Origin of the sequence: Methyloterricola oryzae (assembly GCF_000934725.1) — a bacterium.
In the GTDB taxonomy this organism is placed as follows: Bacteria; Pseudomonadota; Gammaproteobacteria; order Methylococcales; family Methylococcaceae; genus Methyloterricola; species Methyloterricola oryzae.
On record NZ_JYNS01000029.1, the window covers coordinates 1 to 23,602 of the forward strand.

The window sequence follows — 23,602 nt, forward strand, 5'->3', positions numbered from 1 at the left end:
CTCTGCAGCTTGCGCGGATCGACGATGACTTGATATTGCTTGACGAAGCCACCGACACTGGCGACTTCCGCGACGCCATGGGCCTTGGTGAGCTGGTAGCGAACAAACCAGTCCTGCATGCTGCGCAACTCCGCCAGGGAATATTGCGCGCCAAGGACAACATACTGGTAAATCCAGCCGACGCCGGTGGCATCCGGTCCGAGACTGGGTGTGACACCGCGCGGAAGACGGCTAGAGGCGAAGTTGAGATATTCCAGCACGCGCGACCTGGCCCAATAAATGTCGGTGCCGTCCTCGAAAATGACGTAAACGAATGACGCGCCGAAGAAGGAATACCCGCGGACCACTTTGGACTTCGGCACGCTGAGCATGGACGTCGTCAACGGGTAAGTGACCTGATCCTCGACCACCTGCGGCGCCTGACCGGAATACTCGGTATAAATGATGACCTGGGCATCGGATAGGTCCGGCAAGGCATCCAAAGGCGTTTCCATGACGGCGAAGATGCCGGCGATCACAAGGATCAGCGTTCCCAGCAGTATCAGAAACGGGTTTCTGGCGGACCATTCGATCAAGCGGGCCAGCATGTCACATCCCATCGTGTCCGGCGTGATCGGCGGCCGGCGATGATTTGCCGGACGCCGCGTTGTCACCTTGTTCCGGCGGCGGTTCAGGCTTCGACGCTTCAGGCCCTAGGACATGAGCACCGAAACTGTTTAGGGCAGCGCGCAGATTGCTTTCGGCGTCGATCAAAAAGTTGGCGGCGACCACCACCTTCTCGCTGCTGCGGACTCCTTCCAAAACCTCCACGGTGTCATCACCGCGCATGCCCAACTTGACCGGCCGTGGCTCGAATCGCCCTTCACCGCGCTCCACCAGGACCAAGGTCTGCTTGCCGCCGTCGAGCACGGACGAACGCGGAACCACAAGGGCCAGCCGTGCCGCTGTGACCATTTCCACATGGGCATACATCATGGGCTTCAGCAGCCCCTGTGGATTGGGCAACTCGATCCGAACCTTAACGGTGCGGGTTTCGGGGTTTAGCGTGGGATAGATAAAGGTGACCTTGCCGTTGAACGGTCGGCCGGGATAGGCATCGAGCATGACGCGCACCGGCTGTCCGGGAGAAACCAGGCCAATTTCCTGCTCATAAACCTCGGCGATGACCCAGACAGAGGAAAGATCGGCGATCTTGAACAAGGTATCCCCCGCCGCTGCCCGCATCCCGGCCAAGGCAGTCTTTTCCATAACGATGCCCGAAGCCGGCGAGCGGATGACCAGAGTTCGTTGCGCCTTCCCTTGTTTTTCAAGATTGCGAATTTCCGTCTCCGAGACACCCCAATTGCGCAGCTTCTCCAGGCCGCTCTGGGCCAACTCTTTAATGCTGTCCTGCATCCAGGGTTCGCTGTTGGCGAGCATCGCCAGACCGTTCTTGGCCGTGAGGTATTCCCGTTGGGCGCTTAGGAGGTCCGGACTATAGAGGTCGAACAGCGGCTGACCTTTTGAAACAAACTGCCCAGTAGCGTTGACGTACAGCTTCTCGATGAAGGCGTCAAATTTGAGAGCCACGGTGGAGAGCTTGCGCTCGTCGGCTTCAATCACCCCCACCGCGTGGACGGTACGGGAGATGCCGCCCTCTTTGACCTCGGCCATGCGCACGCCGAGCTTTTGGATCTTGTCAGAGCTTATCTTGACCAGGTTGTTGTCCTCGCCGCCGGCCTCATCCGCAAAGACCGGGATGTAATCCATGCCCATGGCGTCCTTTTTTGGCATCGGCGAGGTATCGTCCAATCCCATGGGATTGCGGTAGTACAGGATTTTTCCCGGCTGCTCCGCGCCGCCATTCAGGTCCGCCTCATAGACCGGCACATAGTCCATCCCCATTTCATCCTTGGCGGGCACCGACGAGGTCACCGTTGGGTTCATGGGATTGCGGTAGTAGAGGGGCTTCCGTACGGCAGCTGTGCTGCCCACCGATGAGGTTCCCGACGGCTTGACGGACCACCAATGATCGGCAGCGGCACCCACCGCAGCAGCGGCAACCAGGGCAAGAAGCGTGGACTTGTTCATGTCATAGGCCTCTTGGCGAAGAACAGCCAGCCGAGTTGCGGTATCCAATGCTGGAAAATCGCAACGTCGTAGAGCCCAACTTTTGAGGGATAAAGCCCAGGCTTGCCGACAAACACGCGTTGGATGACTCGTCCGATAGACCTCAAGGGCTTGATGGCCGGCGACGCGGCGGATATTGGTGCCAACGCTGCATGACATGTCGGCCACGCGGGCAAAGCATAAAACATCGAATTTTCCTCGAACGCAAAAGCTAAAGGGCTGCAAAACGCAGCAAACCTCACGCGCCAGTTAGTGGCGCGATTCGTACGTCGGAGGAACCGCTAGATCAACAGAGAACAAAACTGATGGAAGAGCGGAATCCGCTGCCCATCGGGAGGAGAGTTGGTGCGTGGAGGGGGCTGGGTTGGAGCATAGAGGAGCAATCCCAACGTCATCCAGATGAAGCTTAGAATGACGTCCGGGATTTTGGGGAAATCAAACGCAAATTCAGCCGCCGGATTGGGTTGAGAGGCCAAACAGGGCTTGTAGGAGCAATCCTTCGTAGTGAACTGGCTGTGCCCCCCGCGTTCATGGAAATGATTGGGGGTTTCCGAGCAGCTCTGAGGTTGTGCTTCCACCGAGGCGTGACGCCATATCGACGGCATCGCGCAGGTGGAAAATACCAGCACGGAAATCAGACTTACCACCTGCACAAACACCAGCATATGCAGGTATGGACGATTTCTTTGGAGGCGTAATGTGTTCAGCACAAAGTCAGACTTAGTGGGTCACCAAAGGGTGACTGGCCGGATGATAGCACATCACGGATGAATGTTTAATGCGTATTTCTGCTTGCCGAATTCGATAGGCAATTGCAGAAGTCTGACTCGCCGACCGAACTTCATTCTTAAGGTGGAAACTCATAACCACCACTTTGGGACATCGAGGCCGTGTTGTGGCGGGGAGAGCATCACATCGTTTTAATCCTGCTTGCTGTCAGCCGCTTGCCTGAATTTCCAAGTTTGACGTCGGCCGTTGTCGTCATGCGAACTTGGCTACCAGCGCCTGACCTGAATCCCGTATATGCCGCTGCAATTGCTCCCTCCGCTCGAATTTCACAGCGCTCGTTTGATGCATGTCAGCTTAAGAGCTCTGGCTCGGTGGCCTGCTGGTCGGAATGCTGCCGAAATGCGCTGTCAGATGCCAGGATTCAAGGCCGACCGAAATCATTATTCAAAACCACTTGACCTTGCCATGATGGGAAGGTGCAGCATGATGGCCCTCGATGATTCGTTCTTGAGGAGCTGAATATGGAACACCACCATCACACTCAGTCGACTGACGGTCCCGCGACGTTCAATAACCTGCTGGCCTTGAAGGCGACACTGCATTGTTTGTCCGGCTGCGCGATTGGTGAAATGTTGGGCCTTTTAATTGGCAGCGCGCTGGGATGGAGCAACTTCGGTACGGTGGCTCTCGCGGTCGTATTGGCCTTTCTGAGCGGCTACGCCTTCACGCTGATCCCCCTTCTGAATGCAGGGATGGGATGGCGCATGGCGGCGGGTACGGCCCTTGCCGCCGATACCGCTTCGATTGCGGTCATGGAACTGGTCGACAACCTGACCATGTTGCTGATCCCGGGTGCGATGGAAGCACCGCCGGACACAGCAATGTTCTGGATCAGCTTGCTGGCCTCATTGTTCTTGGCCGGGTTGGCGGCATTCCCACTGAACCGCTGGTTGATCGGTCGCGGCCGGGGACATGCTCTGGCCCATGGCCACCATCATTAAGCAGGTAACGCTATGAATATCGGCGAAGCGTCTCGTGCCGCGGGCATTTCCAGCAAAATGATCCGGCACTACGAGGCCATCGGCCTGTTGTCCCGACAACGGCGCACCGCGTCAGGCTATCGGGACTTTGACGGTAACGATATCCACACCCTCCGGTTTATACGGCAAGCGCGGGACACTGGGTTTTCCACCCCGGAGATCAAGCGACTGCTTTCCCTCTGGGTGGACAGACATCGCCCCGCGGGAGAGGTCCGCCGGCTGGCTTTGGAGCACCTGGAGGCGCTTGAGGCCAAGATTGCGGAACTGCGGGCCATGGCCGCCACGCTGCACCAGTTGGTTGAGCTGTGTCAGGGCGATGACCGACCGAAATGCCCGATCCTCGATGCTTTGGCGGGCGATGTCACATCTTCGTCGCGCCACAATTCCCAAAGCTCCGTAGCGATTGCGAATACCCTCAAGCCTGGAAGGAGAGCTCCTCATGAATGACTTGGAGACTGCTAAAGCCAATGCGGCTGCCGCGTACAATGCCGCTGCCGATCTTTTCGATCATCCCGCCAACACGTTTTGGGATCGCTTCGGAAGGGAGACCATTGAGCGATTGGGCCTTCAGCCCGGGCAATCCGTGCTGGACGTGTGCTGCGGAAGCGGAGCCTCGGCGATTCCGGCAGCGGAAGCGGTCGGTCGGGAGGGGCGAGTCATCGGCATCGATCTGGCGGAAAACCTCCTGGAACTGGCCCGGGGCAAAGCCCAGAGCCGGGAGCTGAGCCAGGTCGAGTTCAAGCTGGGCGACATGATGTCGCTGGAATTTCCGGAGGATGCCTTCGATGCCGTGGTTTGCGTATTCGGTATCTTCTTTGTGCCCGATATGTCAGGTGCGGTTCGCGAACTCTGGCGCCGCGTCAAGCCGGGAGGAAAGCTGGCCCTGACGACGTGGGGACCCAACTTCTTCGAGCCCGCCAATGGGGCATTCTGGGAGTCGATTCGAAGAGAAGCCCCCAGCCTGCACAAATCCTTCAATCCCTGGGGCCGGATCAGCCATCCAGAATCCCTCGCAGCCATGTTGGCGGAAGCGGGGCTCCAAGACGCCGACATATCGGAGCAAGCCGGCAATCACCCGATCAAATCGCCCGAAGATTGGTGGACAACCCTGTTGGGCTCCGGATACCGGGGAACCATCGACCGTTTAGACGCCGTCGGCCATGCGCGTGTGCGTGAGGCTAATCTTCGCTATATCCGAGAGTCCCGCCTTACAGGTATCGAAGCCAACGTGATCTATGCTACCGCCACCAAGCCGGACGTCCGAGGTGCTGGCGATGAGTAAAGAAGCAATCGGTCGTGGCATCAGCACCCTGCACGGGTGACGTAATCCGCCGCAGATTGCCCTCAATTTCAGGCCTGGCAAAGCCCAAATACCATTCGTGGCAAGAAGTTCTATGGCGACGCAGTGCTCCGGGACGACGGCAATGCTTTGTTTAGTGGTCATTGAGGCGTTTGAATTACCCTGAGCTCTTGGCTGTTCCCAGCAGCTCGCAAGGCATCCATAAAGCGGCCATTCGCCCAAATTGGGAGCAATGTTTCGATGGCAGCAATGGCCGATGGTTTGTCGTCGATGCCGGAAACACGGTTGGCAGCAATCTATGCATCAGCGGCCGTACCGATGTGAAATGTTCGTTGCACTACCGGTCGTAGTCAATCGCCTGGATTTCCTGGCTTGGTGTCGGTCTTACGGAAAACGCGTTAAACCGAGATTTGGTCGCTTGTGCCAGCGAGAGAATATCGGTGATTTGAGTAAAACAACTGTCCACCTGTCGAACCCGACGGTGTGGCTCGTCGGAGGCAGCTCCCGCCGGCGTGCTTTGCCATTCGCCCCCCAATCCTGCAAATGGCCGATGGCTGTAGATGCTCTAAGCAAGTTTTCGCTGGTCAATTTAGTCGTCTCATCCCCTAAAGAGTAGTTTTTGGCAAGGCCCTCGACTTCTGGTCGTCGCATCCGGCAGCCTCGCCGGAAATCACTTTTTTCGGATAATTGATTTCGGCTTGCCTTCGTCAGGCGATTTTCGGCAGCCTGAATGGGAGCTAAGGAGGGGATCCCATGGGTTTTCTGCCAGTATTTCTGTTGTTCATATGCGCGTTCCTGGTTCCTATTCCTTCGTCGGCTGACGACGACGGCGAGCGGGCCGAACTGGAGCGCCTGGTGGGCGAGATCGATGCATTGAAGCCGATCATGGCCGAGGCCGAAGCTAAGGCGCTGCCCGGTGCCCGGGTTCGCTTTAATTACAAATGGCTGGGGCGTGATCTGGACCTGGTGAAGTCTGGCATCCGCGAGCACATCGAAGCGCCGCGCAGCGAGCCCCGTCCCTTTCCGCCCTTGTCGGGCGATTACCGTCGATAGCTGGGCGATGGCGATCAGTGCCAGCGCGTCCTCCGCGTTCATCACCGGCAGCGGTGTCGACGTGGCAACCCTGAAACTCACGGCCGCCTCATTCGTAGCGATGGCGGGGCTGCTTTGGCTCGTCTGGCTGACGCAATCCCTCTATCACGCTTGGAGCGAACGCCGCATCAGCCTTATGGACTTGCACTGGGGACTGATGCGGGCGGCCGTTTTGGTCATGGCGCTGTCTTTCGCGATCCGTTAATCCAGGAGTTGTTTATGTCGAAAGCATGGGCATTTCGAGCCCGCTGTGCGGGCTGTCTTGGGGGTGTCTCGGTGTGGGCCGCCGAGGCCCTGTCCGCCTTGCCAACGCCGGTGGCACCGAGCACTGGCCCGGCGGCCAATGATTGGCTGGGGCTGATCAAGGGCTACATCAAGGACGGTGGACTGGTGATCGGGCTGTTCCTGGCGGTAGCCGGCTTCCTGTGGATCGCCTGGCATCTGCTGGCGGACCTCAACCAGGTGCGCCAGGGGCGCAAGGAATGGGGCGAACTGGGTCTCTCCGGGGTGGTGGGTGCAGCGATTTTTCTGTTCATCTCCTATCTGCTGGGCCAGGCGGCCAATGTCATCTGAATCATGGAAAGCACCGACGCGCTCGACCATCTCCTGGGTGATCGGCTGAATCAGGAGCCGGTGGTGTTCCGAGGTTACACGGATTCGGAGTTATCACTGGCGATCCGGAGCGCCTGCTTGGTCTTCCTTCCTTTGGGTGGACTGGTCGGGCTGCTGCTCGGCAACTTCGGCATGGGTTTGTCACTGTCGCTGATCGGCATCCTGGCCGCCGTGTTCTTTGGCGGGCGGTTGATGCAGCGACTCAAGCGGAACCGGCCGGAGTTTGATCTGCAGCAGCGTGCCCATCTGGCCTTGGCCAAGCGGGGGCTGGTGCAATCCGAGTTCGGCTTCCTTGGTGAACGCATACCCTTTCGCCGCGCCGACGGGTCCTTCCAGATGGATCTAGGGCGCGGCGATCGATGCAGGGATTTCGGGAGGTGAGTTGTGGCGTTCGGGTATCGCGGCGAAAACGAAAACCTGAGGGCACACATTCGAAGCCTGCGCCTGACCTTGGCAGGCAGCTTGATAGTCATGCTGGCGCTGTGGCACGGCTGGGAAAGCGCGCGACGCGATGCGCGTTTCCACCTACCGCCGGACCTGCGTTCCGGCGCGGTCGTTAAAATCGACGATCCGCATCCGGAGAACATCTACGCTTTCGCCGGCTATATCTTCCAGCAACTCAACTATTGGCCAGACGACGGCGAGAAGGACTACGGGGCAGCCGTGTATCGGATGGCGGCCTACCTGAGCCCACGATTTCTGGACGAACTCAACACGGACCTTGCCGAGCGCGGTAAACGTGGCGAGCTGAGCGAGCGGCGACGCGCCATCCATGACGTGCCGGGCGCGGGGTATCAGGAATCCCGCGTCAAGGTGCATGGCAACGGTGCCTGGACGGCGCAAATGGATCTTCACATCGACGAGCATGTGCGGGGCATGGGGGTCAAGTCCGTGGACATCCGCTATCCCCTGCGCGTCATTCGCCGCGACGTCAATCCCGAGATCAATCCCTGGGGCTTGGTACTGGACGGATTCGATCCCCCCGGTCCCCACCGCCTATCCGAGTTTTCGGACTCACCCGCGGAAGCACGGCGATGAAGACGGTTCTGCTCCTGCTGGCACTGGCCGCCAGGTATGCCGCCGCGGAAGAAGGCACTAGCGTGGAATTCATGCAGGGCGCGGCCGAGCTGGATGGCCTCGGGCTGCCTCCACCCCCTCAGGACGGCTCGCCCTTGCTACTGCCGACCGCCAACTCGCCGGGCGAACGGCTGGTGTGGAACCGAGTGCCCTTGGCCGTCACCCTGCCGGTGGGGCGTGAGCGGCTGGTGAGCTTTCCTGTCGCCGTACGTACCGGCTTGCCGGGTGATCTCAGGTCCTCCTTGCTCCGCACCCAGATCGTGGACGGCACCATCTACTGGCGCGCTGAACAGCCGTTTGCGGCTCACCGTGTGCAGGTTCAGGCGCTGGGGTCGGGCAACACCTACCTTCTGGATCTGAGCGCCAGCGAGCAGTCGGAAACGAGTCCCATCGAAGTAGTTATTCCGGAGCATCGGCCCGAACGCGGCGCGGCAGGTAACAACAGGCCAAGTAGCGCAACGACGGAAAGCTATGAGGGCAGACGTAACCCGCAGCATGACTACGTGAGCCTGATGCGCATGGCGGCGCAGCAGATGTATGCACCCCGGCGGTTGTTGCGGATGCCGGATGGGGTGCACGGCGCAGGTGTGAGCCATGCATCGGCGGGCGATCTGATCCGTGGCTCGCCGACGGAGGTGCTGCCGTTGGCGGCTTGGCGTTCGAGTGGATTGCACGTGACGGCGGTCAAGCTGCGCAACAAGGGCCGCGAGGCGCTGATCCTGGATCCCAGGACCCTGCGGGGGCGCTGGCTGGCCTGCACCTTTCAGCACGCCAAGCTGTTTCCGCGCGGCGACGAGCGCGATACCACGGCGGTGTATCTGATTTCCGACCTGCCGTTCCAGGAGGCCCTGCATGGACGGCAATAAGCTACTGCCGATCTTCGCCACGCTGGCAGTCGCACTGGCCTTGCTGGCAGGCATGAAAGCCTGTGGTAAGTCGTCGCGCGAGTCCGGCGAAGCCAACAGGCTAAACGAAATTCCACAGGCGCCGCGACCCGATGCGGATTCTCCTGCTGACACCATCCGCTCGCTGACGGCGCAAGTGGCCGACATGAAAAGCCAGTCCGAGTTCATGCGCAAGGAGAACCTGGCCCTTTTGGAGCAGCGATCGCAGATCGCGCAGGATGTGAGCCGCAAGGTCAAGGACGAGATGCGGGCCGAGCAGCGCGACGAACGCGACAATGCCTACGGGGCGCTGGCGAGCCGGGTCGAAGCTTTGACGGCGCGCCTCGCCAACCAGCCGGTGGCGGTGCCGGAATTGCAACCCAACCTGGAAACGCCTGTCGGGGAATTGTCCTGGGTCGAACCCTTGGGTCGCACCAGCCTGAGCGAGCGGGCAGGAAAGGCGATCGGTGCGGCCGGTCAGACGGTGCGTGACGTGGCCGAGAACGGGGGCAGCCTGCTGCACGACGGTGCCGACAACCCGATTCTGGAGCATGCGGGCTTGAGCCATCAGCCATCGCCTTCGGTGCCGCCCGAGCCGGCCTACACCATTCCGCGCAACGCGACCCTGATCGGTTCCACCGGCATGACCGCCCTCATCGGACGGGTGCCGATCAAGGGCCAGGTGGACGATCCCTATCCCTTCAAGGTGCTGATCGGTTTGGACAACCTGGCCGCCAACGGTTTGGAGGTCCCCGGCGTCGAAGGCATGGTGTTCAGCGGCCAGGCCCTGGGGGACTGGAACCTGAGCTGCGTCCGCGGCGAGATCTTCTCGGTCACCTATGTCTTCGACGACGGCACCATTCGCACCCTCTCCAGCGACGACCAGAGTCTGCAGCAGAAACAGCAGCGGGCGGCGCAGGCCAGCGGCGAGCAGGCCAACCAAGTCAGTGGCAACAAACCCTTGGGGTGGATCTCCGACCGGCGGGGCATCCCCTGCATCACCGGCGAGCGTATCACGAACGCGGCAGCTTACCTGGGTGGGTCCATTCTGGCGCGGGCGGTGGAAGCCGCCGGCGCCGCCTACGCCCGCTCACAGACCACTGTGACTACCTCTCCTCTGACCGGCGGCTTCACCACGGGCGTCACTGGCGATGCCAGCAAGTATGCCCTGGGCTCGTTGGCGACCGGGGCCGGAGACGAGATCGCGCAGTGGATCAAGGAACGGCAGGCGCAAAGCTACGACGCGGTTTTCGTGGACACCGGCGTGGAGTTGGCTGTCCATGTAGACCGCGAACTCCCTATCGACTACGAGCTCAAGGGCAGGAGACTGGACTATGCAAGGCAGGCACAGGCGGCGCGCAGCGGCGGCCGCAATCTCGATTGAGTTGGTGCTGACGGGCTGCTCCCCGCTGGGCACCAAAGACACCATCCTGCCGCAAGGGGGGCCATCCATGAAGGAGGTCTACGACGCCCACTTCGACCGCAACCATCGGCGGCCTGAGAGGGCACGAGAAGAAATCGAAGGGCGCGGGCCGGGCGCCGCGGACTTGAGCCTGGCGGGCTGGACCCGGGAGGCGAACAGTGAAATCAGCAATGTCTTTCCGCGTTTGCCTAACCCTGATCTGGTCCTGTACGTGTTTCCGCATATGAGCGGCAGCGGCTATCCGGTGCCGGGCTACGCCACGGTGTTCCCGATGTACGACGGGGTCGAATACGCCCTGCCCGGTGAGATGGGAGGGCGATGAATGCATCTTGGCAAACTTCTGAGGCGGATCACCCGGCGCCGTCTGCTGCGGCCGGTATTGCATGGCCGGCGCGAGAGCGATCGGCCGCCCACCGAGGCACGCTTTCGCAAGCGCTACGAGCGTCCGACGGCGTTCACCAACTATCTGCCATGGCTCGATTACGACCCCGACAGCCGCAGCTTTCTGTTGGACGATGGACGCAGCGTCGGCGCATTGTTTGAACTGCACCCGCCCGCTACCGAGGCACGCCCGCGGCAGTGGCTGGCCGACTTCCGCGATAAAGTGCAGGCCGTCCTGACAGGCTCCCTGCCCGAGGCCGACGACCCCTGGATTTTGCAGATGTTCGTGCAGGACGAGGCGCGCCTGGACTGGCTGGTGGATGAAATCGAGGCCTACTGCCGACCCGCCAACCTGAATACGCCGTTCACCCGACAGTGGCTGGAGGTCCTGCGCGAGCACTTGGTGGATGTGTCCCGCCCTGGGGGACTCTACGTCGACCAATTGGTGACGGGCAACCCCTGGCAAGGCAAACGCCGACGCGTGCGGGCCGCGCTGTTCCGGCGGCGTCCTGCGGCGGGTGCGCTTCAATTCGGCGATCTGGATGCGGTGACCGAGCTCAACGACGTTGCCGCACGCTTTGCCGAAGGCTTGCGGGAAACCGGCGTCGGCCTGACCCGGATGGACGGCAAGGCGTTCTACGAGTGGCTGTTCCGCTGGTTCAACCCGAATCCGTCAATGACGGAGGGAGACGTGGAAGCCTTGCTCAAGCTCGCGCCGTGGCCGGGTGATGACATCGCTGAGCGTCCCTTCGGCTACGACTTGAGTGAAGCGCTGATGCTGGGGCTGCCGCGTTACCATCCGGACAAGGGCGTGTGGTGGTTCGACGAGTTGCCGCACCGGGCGATCACCGTGCAATCGCTCCAGCAACCGCCCGGGGTGGGGCAATTGCTGGTGGAGCGGCGGGTCGGCGAGCGCATTTTCTCGGTGTTCGACAAGATGCCCGAGCACACCATCCTCGCCATGACCCTAACGCTGCAGCCGCAGGACCAGGTCCGCGAACACCTCAAGCGTATCGAACGCGCCGCGATCGGTGACTACGCTGAAGCCCAGTTGGCGGGTGAGGACGCCAAGGCGGCCCAGGTAAAGATCGTCAAGGGCGACAAGCTGTATCCGCTGCAGACCGTGGTGTATGTGCGCGGCAACCACGAGGCGGACCTGCAAAGCAAGGTCAACCAGGTGCAAGCGCTGATGCTGGCCAACGGGCTCAAGCCCATCTCTCAGGTTCAGGACCTGTGTGCGTTGGACACCTACCTGAAAAGCCTGCCCCTGGCCTACGAGCACCGCTTCGACCGCCGGCGGGCGCGGCGCTCCCGGCTCACCTTCAGCGGCCACATCGCCAACCTGGCGCCGGTGTACGGCCGCTCCACCGGCACCGGCAACCCCGGGCTCCTGTTCTTCAACCGCGGCGGTGAGCCACTGACCTTCGATCCCCTCAACCTGCACGACCGGAAAAAGAACGCCCATCTGTTGCTGGTCGGCCCCACCGGCTCGGGCAAGTCCGCCACGCTGGTGTATCTGATCCTGCAGATGCTCGCGCTGTATCGGCCGCGCATCTTCCTGCTGGAAGCGGGGGATTCCTTCGGGCTCCTGGGACAGTACCTCAAGACCCAGGGGCTGACGGTCAACCAGGTGGCCATCACGCCGGCCGCCGATGTGAGCCTGCCACCGTTCGCCGATGCCCTCAAACTGCTGGAAATGAATCGCTTGAACCTGACGTTGGAGAGCGCCCACGATCTGGATGATGATCCGACCAACGACTACGACGAGGATGAGGACGACGGCCAGCGCGATCTGCTGGGTGAGTTGGAGATCACCGCGCGGCTGATGATCACTGGCGGCGAAGCGCGCGAGGACAACCGTTTGAGCCGCTCCGATCGATTGATCATCCGCGAAGCCCTGATTGGGGCGGCACGGACGGCGCAGGAGGCCGGGCGGTGCCAGGTGCTGCCGGAGGATGTGGTGCAGGCCTTGCGCGCCCGTCGGGAGTCGGCCGAGCGCCGCCGCGAACGTATTCAGGACATGGCCGATGCCCTGGCTTTGTTCACGACACCTGGGAGTTTTGAGGCGCGCCTTTTCAATCGCCCCGGCCGGCCCTGGCCGAATGTGGACGTGACACTGGTGGACTTGGGGCTTTTGGCGCGGGAAGGTTACGAGGACAAGTTGACGGTGGCTTACATCGGCCTGATGAATCACATCAACGCGCTGGTGGAGCGCGAGCAGCACGACCAGCGACCGACACTGGTGATCACCGACGAAGGCCATATCATCACCACCAATCCGTTGCTGGCGCCCTACGTGGTGAAGATTACCAAGATGTGGCGCAAGCTCGGCGCCTGGTTCTGGATCGCTACGCAAAACCTGGAGGACTTTCCCGACGCCAGCCGGCGCATGCTTAACATGCTTGAATGGTGGCTGTGCCTGGTGATGCCCAAGGACGAAATCAACCAGATCGCGCGCTTCCGTGATCTCACCGAGGAACAGGTGGCGCTGCTGCTCGCCGCACGGAAAAGCCCAGGACAGTACGTCGAAGGGGTGGTGTTGACCGACCATCTGACCGCGCTCTTCCGTAATGTCCCGCCCCCCATCGCCCTGGCATTGGCCATGACCGAGAAGGACGAGAAAGCCGAGCGGGCCGCGATCATGCAGGCGCAACGCTGCGGAGAACTGGAGGCGGCCCTGGCGGTCGCCGGGCGCATCGCGGCGGGGAGGCGCAACTCATGACGCGTTTCCTATGCCTGGCACGGACCCTGATCACCCTGCTCCTGGCCCTTGATTCGGGGCAGAATGTGGCAGCTGCCACGGCGGAGCTGCCGGCGCGCATGACCGTGATCACCGATGCGAAACATCCGCTGCAGGGGCTCGATGTAGTGCGGACCCGCACCGGCATCGATGTCCAGGTGTACGACCTCAGCGCGCCGGTAAGCATTGATGCGGAGCTCGCCGCGGGCCTGCCCAAAGAACTCGAGGCGGCGGCTCAGGTCGCGCGTTCACGCTTGGCAGATCCGCAGTTCCAGGCGCGCCTGCGCAGCGCCTACCAAGGGCATCTTCGTGCACTGCAATTCCAGATTACCCGATATCCGGCGGTGCTTTTCGACCATGGCGCCGCCGTGGTTTACGGGGTCACCGATCTGCCGGAAGCACTATCGGTATATCTCCGATGGAAGGGAAGCTCGCGATGAGACCGAGGGGATGCCTGCCCTTGGCTCTGGGAGCTTTACTGTACCCATTGCCGGACCGGGTTCTGGCAGACGCTGAAGTGTGCGGCGAGTTGCTGAAGGCGTCAGACAGCAGCTTCTCCGACGGCGCGCTGTTCGCGCAATCCTCAAGCATGCTGTGTGCGAGGCCCATCCCCTTCATTGGCGTCTGCTATTGGCTGTTGTGCACCCCCTATGGCTGCACCGAGGAGAAGTCCATCAAGAGCGGCACTTTCACGCCGGATGTGGTGGTGAGCGCCTACAACGCACTGGCGGACAATCCCTGGGACTTCGCGCGCATGACCGTAAAGGCCATCAACGAGGCTGGCGCCGATGCGACGATTTCGCCCAGCGGCGTGGTGCCGAACACATGCAATGGGGGTGAGCGCAGCGAGATGGGGGTGCCGGGCCGGCCCGATCAGGAAAACCCTGGCCACGAAAACCTGATCTTCAAGGCAGTGGACGTGATCGGCCATCCCGCGGCGGACATGCAATTGTGCCCCTCGGAGGCGCAGGCGTACCAGCCGTATTTCCTGTCGGGACTGGATTCCCTGGGCTGGCGCTGGTCGATTCCGGAGGTGATCTATCCGCAAAGTGTCATTCCTGGCGTGCGTGAAATTGGCACCTGGCCCTTGAACAGCTGGGGCGCGGTCTATCCGCGCTCGGGTTGGGTGATCCAGTCCGAGGACCCGAAGGCAGGGGCAGTGACAGCGCAGCGCGCCGGCGATGTTGTCACCCGGAAAGCGCAGCCGCATGTGTACAACGAGCTGGCCAGCGGTGGCCAATTCATCGCCAACAACAAGATGGTGTGGCGCCCGGATGAGCCATTGAAGGAAGGCGATTACCGCACCGGCTGGTGGCAGCAAATCCTGCCCTTGCCGCTGCCCCAGTGCGAGGTGTTCGGCGAGAACGATACCCTGGCCGTGCGCAGTTGGGCGGACGCCAAGGTGACCTCCGCCGGGGATTATGCCTGGACGCTGTGGAGGCCTTACCGCTGCTGCGAGGTCAAGGGCGACGTGTTTCTCGGTTCCGTGGATATCGTCATGTATCCACCTCCCAAATGAACTTCAACAGGATTGCGCTGGTATGTACGAGAACAACCAGTCGGCGCGGCTGAGCGGCGCGCTGACGCTGATGGTCTTGGCCTGGTCCGCGCCTGGCGCGGCACTGGATGCGCCGTCCCAGAGCAGCAACTGGTATTACCGCATTGGTGGGGCTGCGGCGCTGTCGCCGGCTGCCAATCCGACGGTGACATCGATCTCCCTCCTGGGCTCCGTCGATCTCCGGAGGAGCTTCAGCTGCGGGAATTTCTCGCCGCTGCTCGGCATCAGCAACATCATGAACCAGGTCAAGAACGGTGCCTACGGTGCCCTCAATCAGGTACAGGCTGCGGTCACCGGGGCCGTGGCCAATCTGCCGCAGCTGATCCTGCAGCGCGCCAGCCCCGGCCTCTATGATCTGCTGCAGAATGCGTTGCTGATGGCCCAGGGGGTGGTTTCACTGAACACCAAGAGCTGCGAACAGGTAGGGCAGGAGATCGCCCAGGGCAAGGACCCCTTCGACAAGTGGATCACCCTGGGCAAGGGCTATGACTGGAAGGTCGAGATGGGCTCCGGCGGCGTCAATTCGGCAAAAAATGATGTAGTGGCGGCAAAAGAGAACGTGGACAACAACGCCGGCAAGAACGGTGTGCCATGGATAGGTGGGCTCCGCGCGGGAGGTACCGGCCAAAAGCCGGTGCGGGTGATTTATGACAGCACGGTGGCAGGCTATAACATCGAGCTGGGCCGCGGTGTCTCCCAACTGGGTGGCGGCGGAGACATGCCGCTCGCCGACGTCTGGGGCGGCCCCGAACAGGCCGCCGAGTTCGCCCGCTTCGTGCTCGGGGACGCTGACCTGTTCGTGGACAAGGACACGCCGCGCGCAACCATGGCTGGTCACGGGCTGAGGCCCATGATCGAGAGGGAGAAGATCGAGATCCAGAAAAAGCTGCGGCAGTTGGTCAGCGGTGACCTCCAGCCGAACGCGGCGAATCTGGAAGCGGTCTCGGCACCGGGTACCCTGATGACCCGTGAGGTGGTTCTGGCCATGCAACGCCTGCCGGATGCCCAGGCGCGTCAGACGGCCATCGTCAAACTGGCCGAGGAAGCCGCCACGCGCCTGATTATGGAAAGGGCCCTGTTGCTGCGGAGGCTGCTGCTGAGCGGTCGCCTGGAGCCCAACATCTATGCCTCGCCGGCCTCGGAGGAGTTGCTGACTGCGATTGGCACGCTGGACAAGGAGATCGACAACCTGTTGTACGAGACGCGCATCCGCCGAGAGCTGTTCAGTCAGACCTCTTCCGTCCTGCTCGATTTGGGTGTGTCCAACAGCGCCCAGGGCGACAGGGCAGGGGCCCGTAGCCGCGATCCGCGGCCAGTCAGTGAAGGCGCACCGCCCGCGCCGTAGGAGTGGCATGGGACTGCTGAACTTCTTCTGCAGGCGCCACACATGCCGCTCCCCGCTGGAGCGCTTGTCCCTGCACCTGTGGTGGGGGGCATTCGCCGCGGCGGCGCTGATCGCGGCCGCGATGGGCTGGGCTTGCATCCGTTTCGGGGGGGATGCCGCGAGCGCCTGGCAAGTCTCTGCCCGGCCGTGGTTACTGGTCTGGCGGCTTTTGCTGTTCGCCGCGCTGGTCGCTGGCTGGCCCATGTGGATTGATCTGGTCTGCAACGCCTGCCGCATGAACGGCACGCAGCGGGCGCTGCTGCTCCGGCTGCGCATGCGCCTGGCTGTTTATCTGCTGGCGTATGAGGTTCTATTCAATGCCGCGGGTTTCGTAAGGCCATGAGGCACTCGAAGCGGTTCATTCTTGGCTTTCGACTTTGAGGTGAGCCATCCCTATGGAAGTCGCGTCGGCGATCGAGGTCTATACCACGTTGTTCGGCTGGATCATGTATGACGCGATCTGGGACATTTTGACCGAGACCGGCATCGCCTATCTGTTCTTCTTTGGCATGATCGTCCGCGCCGCGGTGCAGTCCTACACGCAGGCCGGTGCGGTGGAGGGCGCCAATGCCTCGCTGCGCAACATCGAGGTTGGTGTCATTTCGATGATGCTGGTGGCGGCCTTGGCGGGTACGCCCGTCATGACCCTGCGTACCGGCGACCTGGGACATACCCGCCTCTGCGCTGGGCAGTCGTTCAGTAGCGGCCGCACGGGTACTGCGTATGACAGCACCTTTGCTGCCATCAGCGGCCGGACCGGGCAAGTGCCCGTGTGGTGGTACGGCATCCTCATGGTGGCGAACGGCATCACCAATGCGGTTATTGCATCGGTGCCCTGCACGCCGGATATCCGCACCCTGGATTACAGGATCAACAACACCCGCATCGCCGATCCGGAGCTACGCCGGCAGATCGAGCTGTTCGCCAACGATTGCTGGTTGCCGGCGCGGGCCCAGTTCTTGACCAGTCACGCAACGCTCCCGGACGTGTATGCGGCCAATGACATCGACTGGCCAGGGTCGCAGTTCTTTCTGGACAGCAATGGCTATTACCGCAATGCCAACGTGAACCTGGCCTTGCGCGCCAGCGAAACGATTCCCGGATTTGCGTACGACCGGAACCGCGACACCGAATACCAACCGGGATTCGAGCCGCTGTGGGGGCGTCCGGTTTGTGCCGATTGGTGGACCGAGCCCAACGTCGGCATTCGGGCGCGCATGCTGGCACAGATCAATCCCTTGGACCTGCAATCATCCCGGCAGACTGTCGTGACGACGGACCCGGGCGTTGCGACGGTTCAGATGGAAAATGACCTGGTGCGCAAGCTGTTCGAGCCAGAACGCATAGAGCTGACGCAGGGCGCACCAGCCAGTGGCGGTCCCGCACCTTCATTTCGCCAGTACACTCAGGACAAGATCAGCGCGGTGGTCGCCAACGCGGGACTGACGATGGATTACCTCAGCTGGAAACCGAAGATCTATGCCATGAAGCAGATGGCACCGATTGCGCAGTCATACATCCTCATGGCGCTCTACATGCTGCTTGCGTTCGTGGTGGTGCTCTCGGGGTTTTCCATCGAGACCACGTTGCTGGTCAGCATGGTCATATTCGCATTGAAGTTTTGCTCGGCCTTGTGGGCGATGGCCACCTGGCTGGACGACAATATGATAACCGCACTCGGACTGAGTTGGTGGAAGTTCGATTTCGACACTCAGGCCGGCGTGGCCGGGAATGTTGCCATTTTGGGGGCGCTGATCCTGTACATAGGGATGCCAGGGGTCTGGTTGTTGACACTTAGCATTATGGGATACAGGTTCAATATGATCGGGGGGAGCATGGAATCTCTAACAGAACCGGTTGCACGGGCCGCAGACAAAGGCACGTCACATGCTGCTGGCTTTGCAAGACGACTTGGAGGCTCACTGGTAAAGAAGTAAGTGAACACTTCACCAGAGATCATCCTTATCCCCGTAAAGCACCGTGGATTTCACGTCGCTATTGACCTTGATCCAGTGAGGCTTGTTCTTGGGAACGCCAAATACGCCACCCGCGTCATCGTTATCACCTGCACAGTCCACCATGTCACCGACCCTACCAGCGATAGCTCCTGCCAAGGCATACGACACTTCAACAATCAGTGCGCCCAGGAAGAGCGTCAGACCACGGCACGCCCACCAGGTGGGCCGACCCACGGGCGAGCGGAGCCAGCTGTGGGCAATGGTCAGGGTCGACCGCGCGCCGCGCCGGCGAAGGACGATCACAAGTGCTGCAAGGGCTATGGCACCGGCGATCCAGATCATGAGCATCCCGTAACTGCCGACCGAGTCAGGGAGTGGGAAGGCGATATGGTACTGCAGCATGAACGTCTCGATGCCTGATTTTCCAATCACCTGGGCCAAACGCATGTGGTACAGGCTGTAAAACTCCCAATAGCTCCAGGATGCCAAAGCGGTGCCCGCGGTGTATAGGCTTGCCGCGGTCCAGAAGGGCAGGCGCCACAGGGGCCGGTCCCGGAAATCGGCCTGGAGGCCGTAACAGGTCAGTAGTAAGGACGCGATGGCCAGAATTCCGACGAGGCGGGCGTCCAGAAAGGCGAAAAGCAACAGCCACAGCAGGAGAAAACCGGCGACGGCAGGGAAATTGAAGTCGTACTTCGCTTTCAAGGGCGAAGCCACTTGCCCTATGTCCATAAGATCCTCCATTGAAACGTCGCGGATCACGACTTCCATTCTTTACATATTCCGACAGGGACGGCAAGGACTTCTTCCTGCGGCCCCATGTCAGCAATCAAGACCGGGTGCTCATCTGAGGCTCAATTGCGTCGACGTTCAGCCGTACATCGCGCAGTGACAAAGCCCTGAGCAGAGTAGGGGAGTTATTCACAGAAATTGTGGATAAGTCCGATATGACAGCTCCGTGACCTTCGGGCTGCAAGCGCGTTCATTGGATTGGTCAAAAAGTGACGGGTCTGTATCGGGCCGAGACCACTACGCTACCGCGAGTTCGGGCGCAGGTGCGGGTTGGGCTTCGGGGCCGGCGGTGTGAACAATCGTTCCACGTCAGGAATGACAATGCCATTGACGCGGGTGGCGCGGTTTCCTCCCACTACCTGATAGGTGTGCACGTTGGTTCCGCTCGTGGTGCGTTGGTGCAGCCCCAGCTTGAAAAAGCGCTTTTGCACGGTCTCCCAACTTTCTTCAGGATGCGCGTGGGCGTAGTCCTGAAACAGGCCTGGGCTGATCAGCAGCACCCCTTCGGGCACCAGGTGGACGCGGGCATGGGGCTGGTTGTAATCAATACTCCGGTCGGCCAGCCCTTGGCGGACCCAGTCGATCACGCTATTGCCAAGAGAACTGGATGCTTGTTTCAGCGGTTTGCTGTCCGCGCCAGTTGGCGACGAATCGGGTTTGGCCGGTGGTGGGGTATCGGTGGCGATGCGCGCCGTGTCCCCAGATTCGGCACATTCCTCGGATGATGACGAGAGTACTGCGTCAGCCGGCCGGGTGTCGTGCTCCAATGTCCGCGGCTTGATCTGGCCGTTGAACGGTTCGGGCCATTGGTCCAGGTTGGTCCAGATTCGCGCCAGCGGGATGCGGATCAGGGTCAGTTCGTGTGCCCACCCATCGCCGGCCACTTCGGCTCTCCAGATGGCCCGGTCGTCGCAGGGCACCAGAATGCCGTGCTCCTGCAGTACGTCGTAGAGGCGATCGTTCTGGGTGGGGATGCCGCTATGTCCGGTCTGCATGAGATGAGCCCGCAGAGCGTCGACGGTGCGTTTACTGACCAGCCACAGGTCATCGCCCACGCGCCAACAGGCGGCGCCGTTGCGGTTCAGTGGCAGTTCACGCTCGTCGATGAGGAAGCGGAGCGCGGTGATCAGCTTTTCCTGCAGCGGAATGACCTTCCCGGCCGCCACCGTTGTGCGGGGGCTTGGCTGAGCGCCGAGGTCGCGTGCTACGGAGCTACCATCGGCCTGACCGACGATCTCCCCCAATACACCGGATTGCAGGGTATCACCCGAGACCCAGCCTAGCCAGGCGCTGAAGGCTTCGCGGTCACTTGCCAGCCAGGCCATGCCCTCGGCCCCCAGAAGGCGTTGCGCGAACAGGGGCGAGGCCTTCTCGTGAAGACGGTACTGTCGGTTACGCATGAATTCGGTCCGGTACCAATGCGCGTCTGCCTCATCGGGCAGGTCGCCTATCCAGGGATTCCAAACCCAAGTCCGGCCGCCGTCGGCGCTGTAAGCGGTCACGATCTGGTCGACGGCAGCCTTTGCCACGTCATGGACCAGCGCTGCGGCAAACACGGCATAGGTCCACAGGTCATGGCGATGCACGATGTCTTCCGGTGCGGCACCCGGCGGTAGCAAATAGCCCTGGCGGAGCTTGAGTGCGTTGATGAGCACTTCCAGACCATGGTCGAGCAGACCACCGGCGTAGGCGTGATGGTGGGACTCGGAGGCGGGCAGTTGCTGGACAAAGCGGGCGTAGCGTTGAAGGGCCGTCCCGTAGAACTGTTCGAAATGTTTCGGCGTGGTGCCTACCAGTTCCTCGATGCGATTGCAGGGTTCGCGCCGCTGTGTCAGCAACTCCTCGGCAGACAGGATGGGCAGGCTGTGCGGCGGTTGGCGCAGCACTGCGGATGTGGGCAGCTCCAAGGGCGGACGCTTACGCCGTAAAGCGAGTGTCGGCAGCCGCATGGATCAGCCAAACTCTGCCGGTCTCAATCGTTTGCACCGCGGGATTGAGTGACGACCGCCATTCCTATCACCCATGCGGCGATCGCGCCGAGAATGGTGCCAATGGCCTGTGGCGGTGGGTCGTAGCGTCTGTGCCTGGACCCAAAAAACAGCCAAGGATTTTCATGGTGATGACCTCGTATGATCGCCTACGAACTAAAGGCGATTTGCCTCCGGCATGTTGAGCGTTGAAAGGAACCGATCAGCCAGATGGCTTAAGGATCCGTCCGCAATGGACTCGCCGCAAGCCAAGCCCGCAAGGGCGCGAACTTCGTAGTGTATACCGATGCGCGTGGGCGAGCTTTCCCGTCGTTTCAGGTTCCTGCGCAGAATGGCCGCGGCATCTTCGCGATCGGTGGCGGGAAACACGTGGGTCCGGCCCTTGGCTCCGATACGGCCGTACTGCACTTCGACGATCCAATCGCCGAACAGGTCTTGCCCCGCCGCCACATGATAGGAGCGCCAGATATTGCGCTGCGGATCGCTGGCTTCCAGCGTCACTGCAAATTCAATCATGCGGCCTCCTCTGCTGCTCGCAAGGGCAGGGCACTTCAGCGGCCGTAACATCACGTTTCGGTCCGCGCGGGCTTTGCGTCTCTTGTCACGGGCTTGAAAACTCGCTCGAGCCCTTAACTTCAGGCGCGCGGCCGAGCGTAACCAATCGACGGCGCCGTTGATCAAAGCTAGGGCGCGAATTGCCCAACGGATAAAGATCGAAATTTCCACCAAAGGAAACTATGCATTTTCCCGGACTTCGCCGGGAAACTGAGGTTCGCTTGGGGCGAACAGATGTAGCGGGCGGTTGTGAAGGGTCTAGCCTTGTGGCATGAACACACCTGATGAATTTTCCCGGTACTATGCGGAGCTGATCGAAGGGCGTTACGACTGTGTCGATCGCCTGGTGGTCAATGCCTACTTCCCGATGGGTCAGACTGGCGGCGGGATGCGCAGTTGGTGGCGGCGCTGGCGTGGGGATGACTCGGAACTGGACGATGCCCATCTGCGCGATCTGGCGGGGACGTTCTCCCGACGGGTTCGGGGTTATTGCGAGAAGCATGGGATTCCGCTGGTCGAGACGAAAGCTGGGGAGCGCAAACACGAATTGGCAGAGGAGCATCTGCCGACCGATCCCGGATTTCAGGGCTTGTTCCTGGTGATCACGGGCAACGCGCCGGCGCCCGTGTGGGAAGTGAAGCGCACGGCCGACGGCCGGATTCTCGATTTGCATCACCGCAAGAGTTGGCCCTACGTCAAGCACTACTACTTTCATCTGATCGACGCCGAGTGGGGGCATGTCACCATCCGGATGTGCGGCTATCCGCCGTTTGGCGCGCAGGTGATCCTGAACGGCCACGAATGGGTGGAACGGCAGGCGCGACGGCAACGGCTGACGGTGAGCAAAGCCAGTAATTGTTTCGTCGAGGGCAGTGACTTCGAGGCGGTCAACCGCCTGGCGGAGACGCTGCACGAAATCATGGCACAAGGCAGCCTGAAAGCGGTGTGTGATCGCTGGATCTACTCCAGCTGTCTGTGCTTCGTCCTGGACCGGGAAGCGCAGGAACACAGCGGCTTTGTCTATCAGTATTCGGTGTTTCAACTGGAACTGAGCCGCAACCTCTTGTTCCACCGGGGCGCCACCCTGGACGAGGTGTATCAGAAGCTGATTGATCGCGCCCGCCAGCCCTTGGATGTCAAACAGCTCAAGACGATCTTCGGCCGCACGCATCGCCCGTTTCGAATACCAACGCGGGGACGCGACGTACCGAAACTCGTCAAAGCCGTCCAGACCCCGAGCTACGACCTGACGGTCTTCAAGCTGCACTGGGGGCACCTGACGCTGAAGCTCTATGACAAAGGCGAGCGGGTTCTGCGGGCGGAAGTCGTCGTCCATAACAGCAAGGACTTGCGATGTGGCAAGGTGTTGGACAAACTGCCGGTGATGCTGGAACGCATGGGCGGCATGCTGGTCCGTTTTCTGGATACCGTGCAGGTGGCCCATATCAGCTTCCTGGATGAAGGTACCTTTGATCAATGGTGTGAGCCGACCACACGCGGCACCCGGCGATTGGCGGGCATCGATCTGAATAAAGCCCGCAACCGTACCGTGGTGGACGCCGTGGTCGGCCTCGCCACCCGACCCGATGGATTTACCTTGGCGCAATTGGCGGAAACGGTCCGGCAGCGATCCGGTTGGCCCGTCGAAACCTATTCCAGCCGCCACGCCGCCTATGATCTGGCCAAACTGCGTGGCAAGCAGCTGGTCCTGCGCAGCCGCGGATCGCGACGCTACCAGGCCGAACCCGCCGGCGTGCGGACAATGTGTGCCTACCTGCTGCTCCGCGAACAGGTCATCAAGCCGCTGCTGGCCGGCATCACCCGCAAACCCGGACGACCGCCGGCGCATCCCCACCCCTTGGATCGACACTATGTCGCACTCCGCGAAGAACTCCAGCGCACCTTCGAAACCATCGGTTTGGCCGCGTGAAGTATTACCAAGCGACAACATGTTGGTATTTGTTCATCCGATAGCGCCTA

General features: G+C 61.3%; 23 protein-coding genes. 18 read left to right on the forward strand and 5 right to left on the reverse strand.

Annotation, left to right across the window (positions count from 1 at the left end):
* Together EK23_RS20040 and EK23_RS20045 are read right to left on the reverse strand one after the other, a co-directional pair.
* On the reverse strand, nt 1-587 hold a 587-nt coding region (locus EK23_RS20040), incomplete at its 3' end, for an efflux RND transporter permease subunit (protein ID WP_045227186.1).
* A gap of 1 nt (nt 588) precedes the next feature.
* A complete protein-coding gene (locus EK23_RS20045; RefSeq protein ID WP_045227187.1) occupies nt 589-2,070 on the reverse strand; it encodes an efflux RND transporter periplasmic adaptor subunit in 1,482 nt (493 codons plus the stop codon).
* Nucleotides 2,071-3,359: 1,289 nt separating this feature from the next.
* On the opposite strand from EK23_RS20045, the gene EK23_RS20060 reads away from it, so the two are divergent.
* From EK23_RS20060 to EK23_RS20140, 17 genes are all read left to right on the forward strand, one after another.
* Nucleotides 3,360-3,839: a DUF4396 domain-containing protein gene (locus tag EK23_RS20060; RefSeq protein WP_045227190.1), complete on the forward strand. Its 480-nt coding sequence runs from the start codon at nt 3,360-3,362 to the stop codon at nt 3,837-3,839.
* Nucleotides 3,840-3,851: 12 nt separating this feature from the next.
* Nucleotides 3,852-4,325 (forward strand): Cu(I)-responsive transcriptional regulator, encoded by a 474-nt coding sequence (gene cueR / locus EK23_RS20065; protein WP_045227191.1) that lies wholly within the window; start codon nt 3,852-3,854, stop codon nt 4,323-4,325.
* Nucleotides 4,318-5,160 carry a class I SAM-dependent methyltransferase gene (locus EK23_RS20070; RefSeq protein ID WP_045227192.1) on the forward strand — a complete coding sequence of 281 codons (843 nt, stop codon included), beginning with the start codon at nt 4,318-4,320 and terminating at the stop codon, nt 5,158-5,160. The genes cueR and EK23_RS20070 overlap by 8 nt, the downstream gene beginning before the upstream one ends.
* 771 nt (nt 5,161-5,931) lie before the next feature.
* On the forward strand, nt 5,932-6,231 hold the full coding sequence (locus EK23_RS20075; RefSeq protein ID WP_045227193.1) for an integrative conjugative element protein, RAQPRD family: 300 nt from the start codon (nt 5,932-5,934) through the stop codon (nt 6,229-6,231).
* Nucleotides 6,232-6,238: 7 nt separating this feature from the next.
* On the forward strand, nt 6,239-6,475 hold the full coding sequence (locus tag EK23_RS20080) for a DUF3262 family protein (protein WP_052808393.1): 237 nt from the start codon (nt 6,239-6,241) through the stop codon (nt 6,473-6,475).
* A gap of 14 nt (nt 6,476-6,489) precedes the next feature.
* Nucleotides 6,490-6,843 (forward strand): TIGR03745 family integrating conjugative element membrane protein, encoded by a 354-nt coding sequence (locus EK23_RS20085; RefSeq protein ID WP_052808394.1) that lies wholly within the window; start codon nt 6,490-6,492, stop codon nt 6,841-6,843.
* A gap of 3 nt (nt 6,844-6,846) precedes the next feature.
* Complete coding sequence (locus tag EK23_RS20090; RefSeq protein ID WP_052808395.1) at nt 6,847-7,263, forward strand: TIGR03750 family conjugal transfer protein; 417 nt, start codon at nt 6,847-6,849, stop codon at nt 7,261-7,263.
* Between the two features lie 3 nt (nt 7,264-7,266).
* Nucleotides 7,267-7,920 (forward strand): PFL_4703 family integrating conjugative element protein, encoded by a 654-nt coding sequence (locus EK23_RS20095; RefSeq protein ID WP_045227194.1) that lies wholly within the window; start codon nt 7,267-7,269, stop codon nt 7,918-7,920.
* Entirely contained in the window at nt 7,917-8,825 is a 909-nt protein-coding gene (locus EK23_RS20100; RefSeq protein ID WP_052808396.1) for a TIGR03749 family integrating conjugative element protein, read from the forward strand. Before EK23_RS20095 ends, EK23_RS20100 begins: the two co-directional genes overlap by 4 nt.
* Nucleotides 8,812-10,227, forward strand: a complete 1,416-nt coding sequence (locus tag EK23_RS20105; protein ID WP_045227195.1) for a TIGR03752 family integrating conjugative element protein — start codon at nt 8,812-8,814, stop codon at nt 10,225-10,227. Before EK23_RS20100 ends, EK23_RS20105 begins: the two co-directional genes overlap by 14 nt.
* A complete protein-coding gene (locus tag EK23_RS20110; RefSeq protein WP_045227196.1) occupies nt 10,178-10,588 on the forward strand; it encodes a TIGR03751 family conjugal transfer lipoprotein in 411 nt (136 codons plus the stop codon). Before EK23_RS20105 ends, EK23_RS20110 begins: the two co-directional genes overlap by 50 nt.
* Entirely contained in the window at nt 10,589-13,369 is a 2,781-nt protein-coding gene (locus tag EK23_RS20115; RefSeq protein ID WP_082054374.1) for a conjugative transfer ATPase, read from the forward strand.
* Nucleotides 13,366-13,827, forward strand: coding sequence for a TIGR03757 family integrating conjugative element protein (locus EK23_RS20120; RefSeq protein WP_052808397.1), 462 nt, complete (start codon nt 13,366-13,368; stop codon nt 13,825-13,827). The genes EK23_RS20115 and EK23_RS20120 overlap by 4 nt, the downstream gene beginning before the upstream one ends.
* Nucleotides 13,824-14,906 (forward strand): TIGR03756 family integrating conjugative element protein, encoded by a 1,083-nt coding sequence (locus EK23_RS20125; RefSeq protein WP_158002559.1) that lies wholly within the window; start codon nt 13,824-13,826, stop codon nt 14,904-14,906. Before EK23_RS20120 ends, EK23_RS20125 begins: the two co-directional genes overlap by 4 nt.
* A gap of 22 nt (nt 14,907-14,928) precedes the next feature.
* Nucleotides 14,929-16,290, forward strand: a complete 1,362-nt coding sequence (locus EK23_RS20130; protein WP_045227197.1) for an integrating conjugative element protein — start codon at nt 14,929-14,931, stop codon at nt 16,288-16,290.
* A gap of 7 nt (nt 16,291-16,297) precedes the next feature.
* Nucleotides 16,298-16,672 (forward strand): hypothetical protein, encoded by a 375-nt coding sequence (locus tag EK23_RS20135; protein ID WP_045227198.1) that lies wholly within the window; start codon nt 16,298-16,300, stop codon nt 16,670-16,672.
* 52 nt (nt 16,673-16,724) lie between these two features.
* Complete coding sequence (locus EK23_RS20140; RefSeq protein WP_045227199.1) at nt 16,725-18,266, forward strand: conjugal transfer protein TraG N-terminal domain-containing protein; 1,542 nt, start codon at nt 16,725-16,727, stop codon at nt 18,264-18,266.
* Nucleotides 18,267-18,275: 9 nt separating this feature from the next.
* Here EK23_RS20140 and EK23_RS20145 read toward each other — a convergent pair whose 3' ends face one another.
* The 3 genes from EK23_RS20145 to EK23_RS20155 all read right to left on the reverse strand — a co-directional run bounded on the left by EK23_RS20145 (nt 18,276) and on the right by EK23_RS20155 (nt 21,583).
* Complete coding sequence (locus EK23_RS20145; RefSeq protein ID WP_045227200.1) at nt 18,276-19,058, reverse strand: hypothetical protein; 783 nt, start codon at nt 19,056-19,058, stop codon at nt 18,276-18,278.
* Between the two features lie 263 nt (nt 19,059-19,321).
* A complete protein-coding gene (gene mobH, locus EK23_RS20150; RefSeq protein ID WP_045227208.1) occupies nt 19,322-20,986 on the reverse strand; it encodes a MobH family relaxase in 1,665 nt (554 codons plus the stop codon).
* 237 nt (nt 20,987-21,223) lie between these two features.
* Entirely contained in the window at nt 21,224-21,583 is a 360-nt protein-coding gene (locus tag EK23_RS20155; protein ID WP_082054377.1) for a WGR domain-containing protein, read from the reverse strand.
* Nucleotides 21,584-21,893: 310 nt separating this feature from the next.
* On the opposite strand from EK23_RS20155, the gene EK23_RS20160 reads away from it, so the two are divergent.
* The gene (locus EK23_RS20160) at nt 21,894-23,552 is read left to right on the forward strand and encodes a hypothetical protein (protein ID WP_045226886.1); all 1,659 of its coding nucleotides are present in this window, start codon (nt 21,894-21,896) and stop codon (nt 23,550-23,552) included.
* Nucleotides 23,553-23,602: the final 50 nt, after the last annotated feature.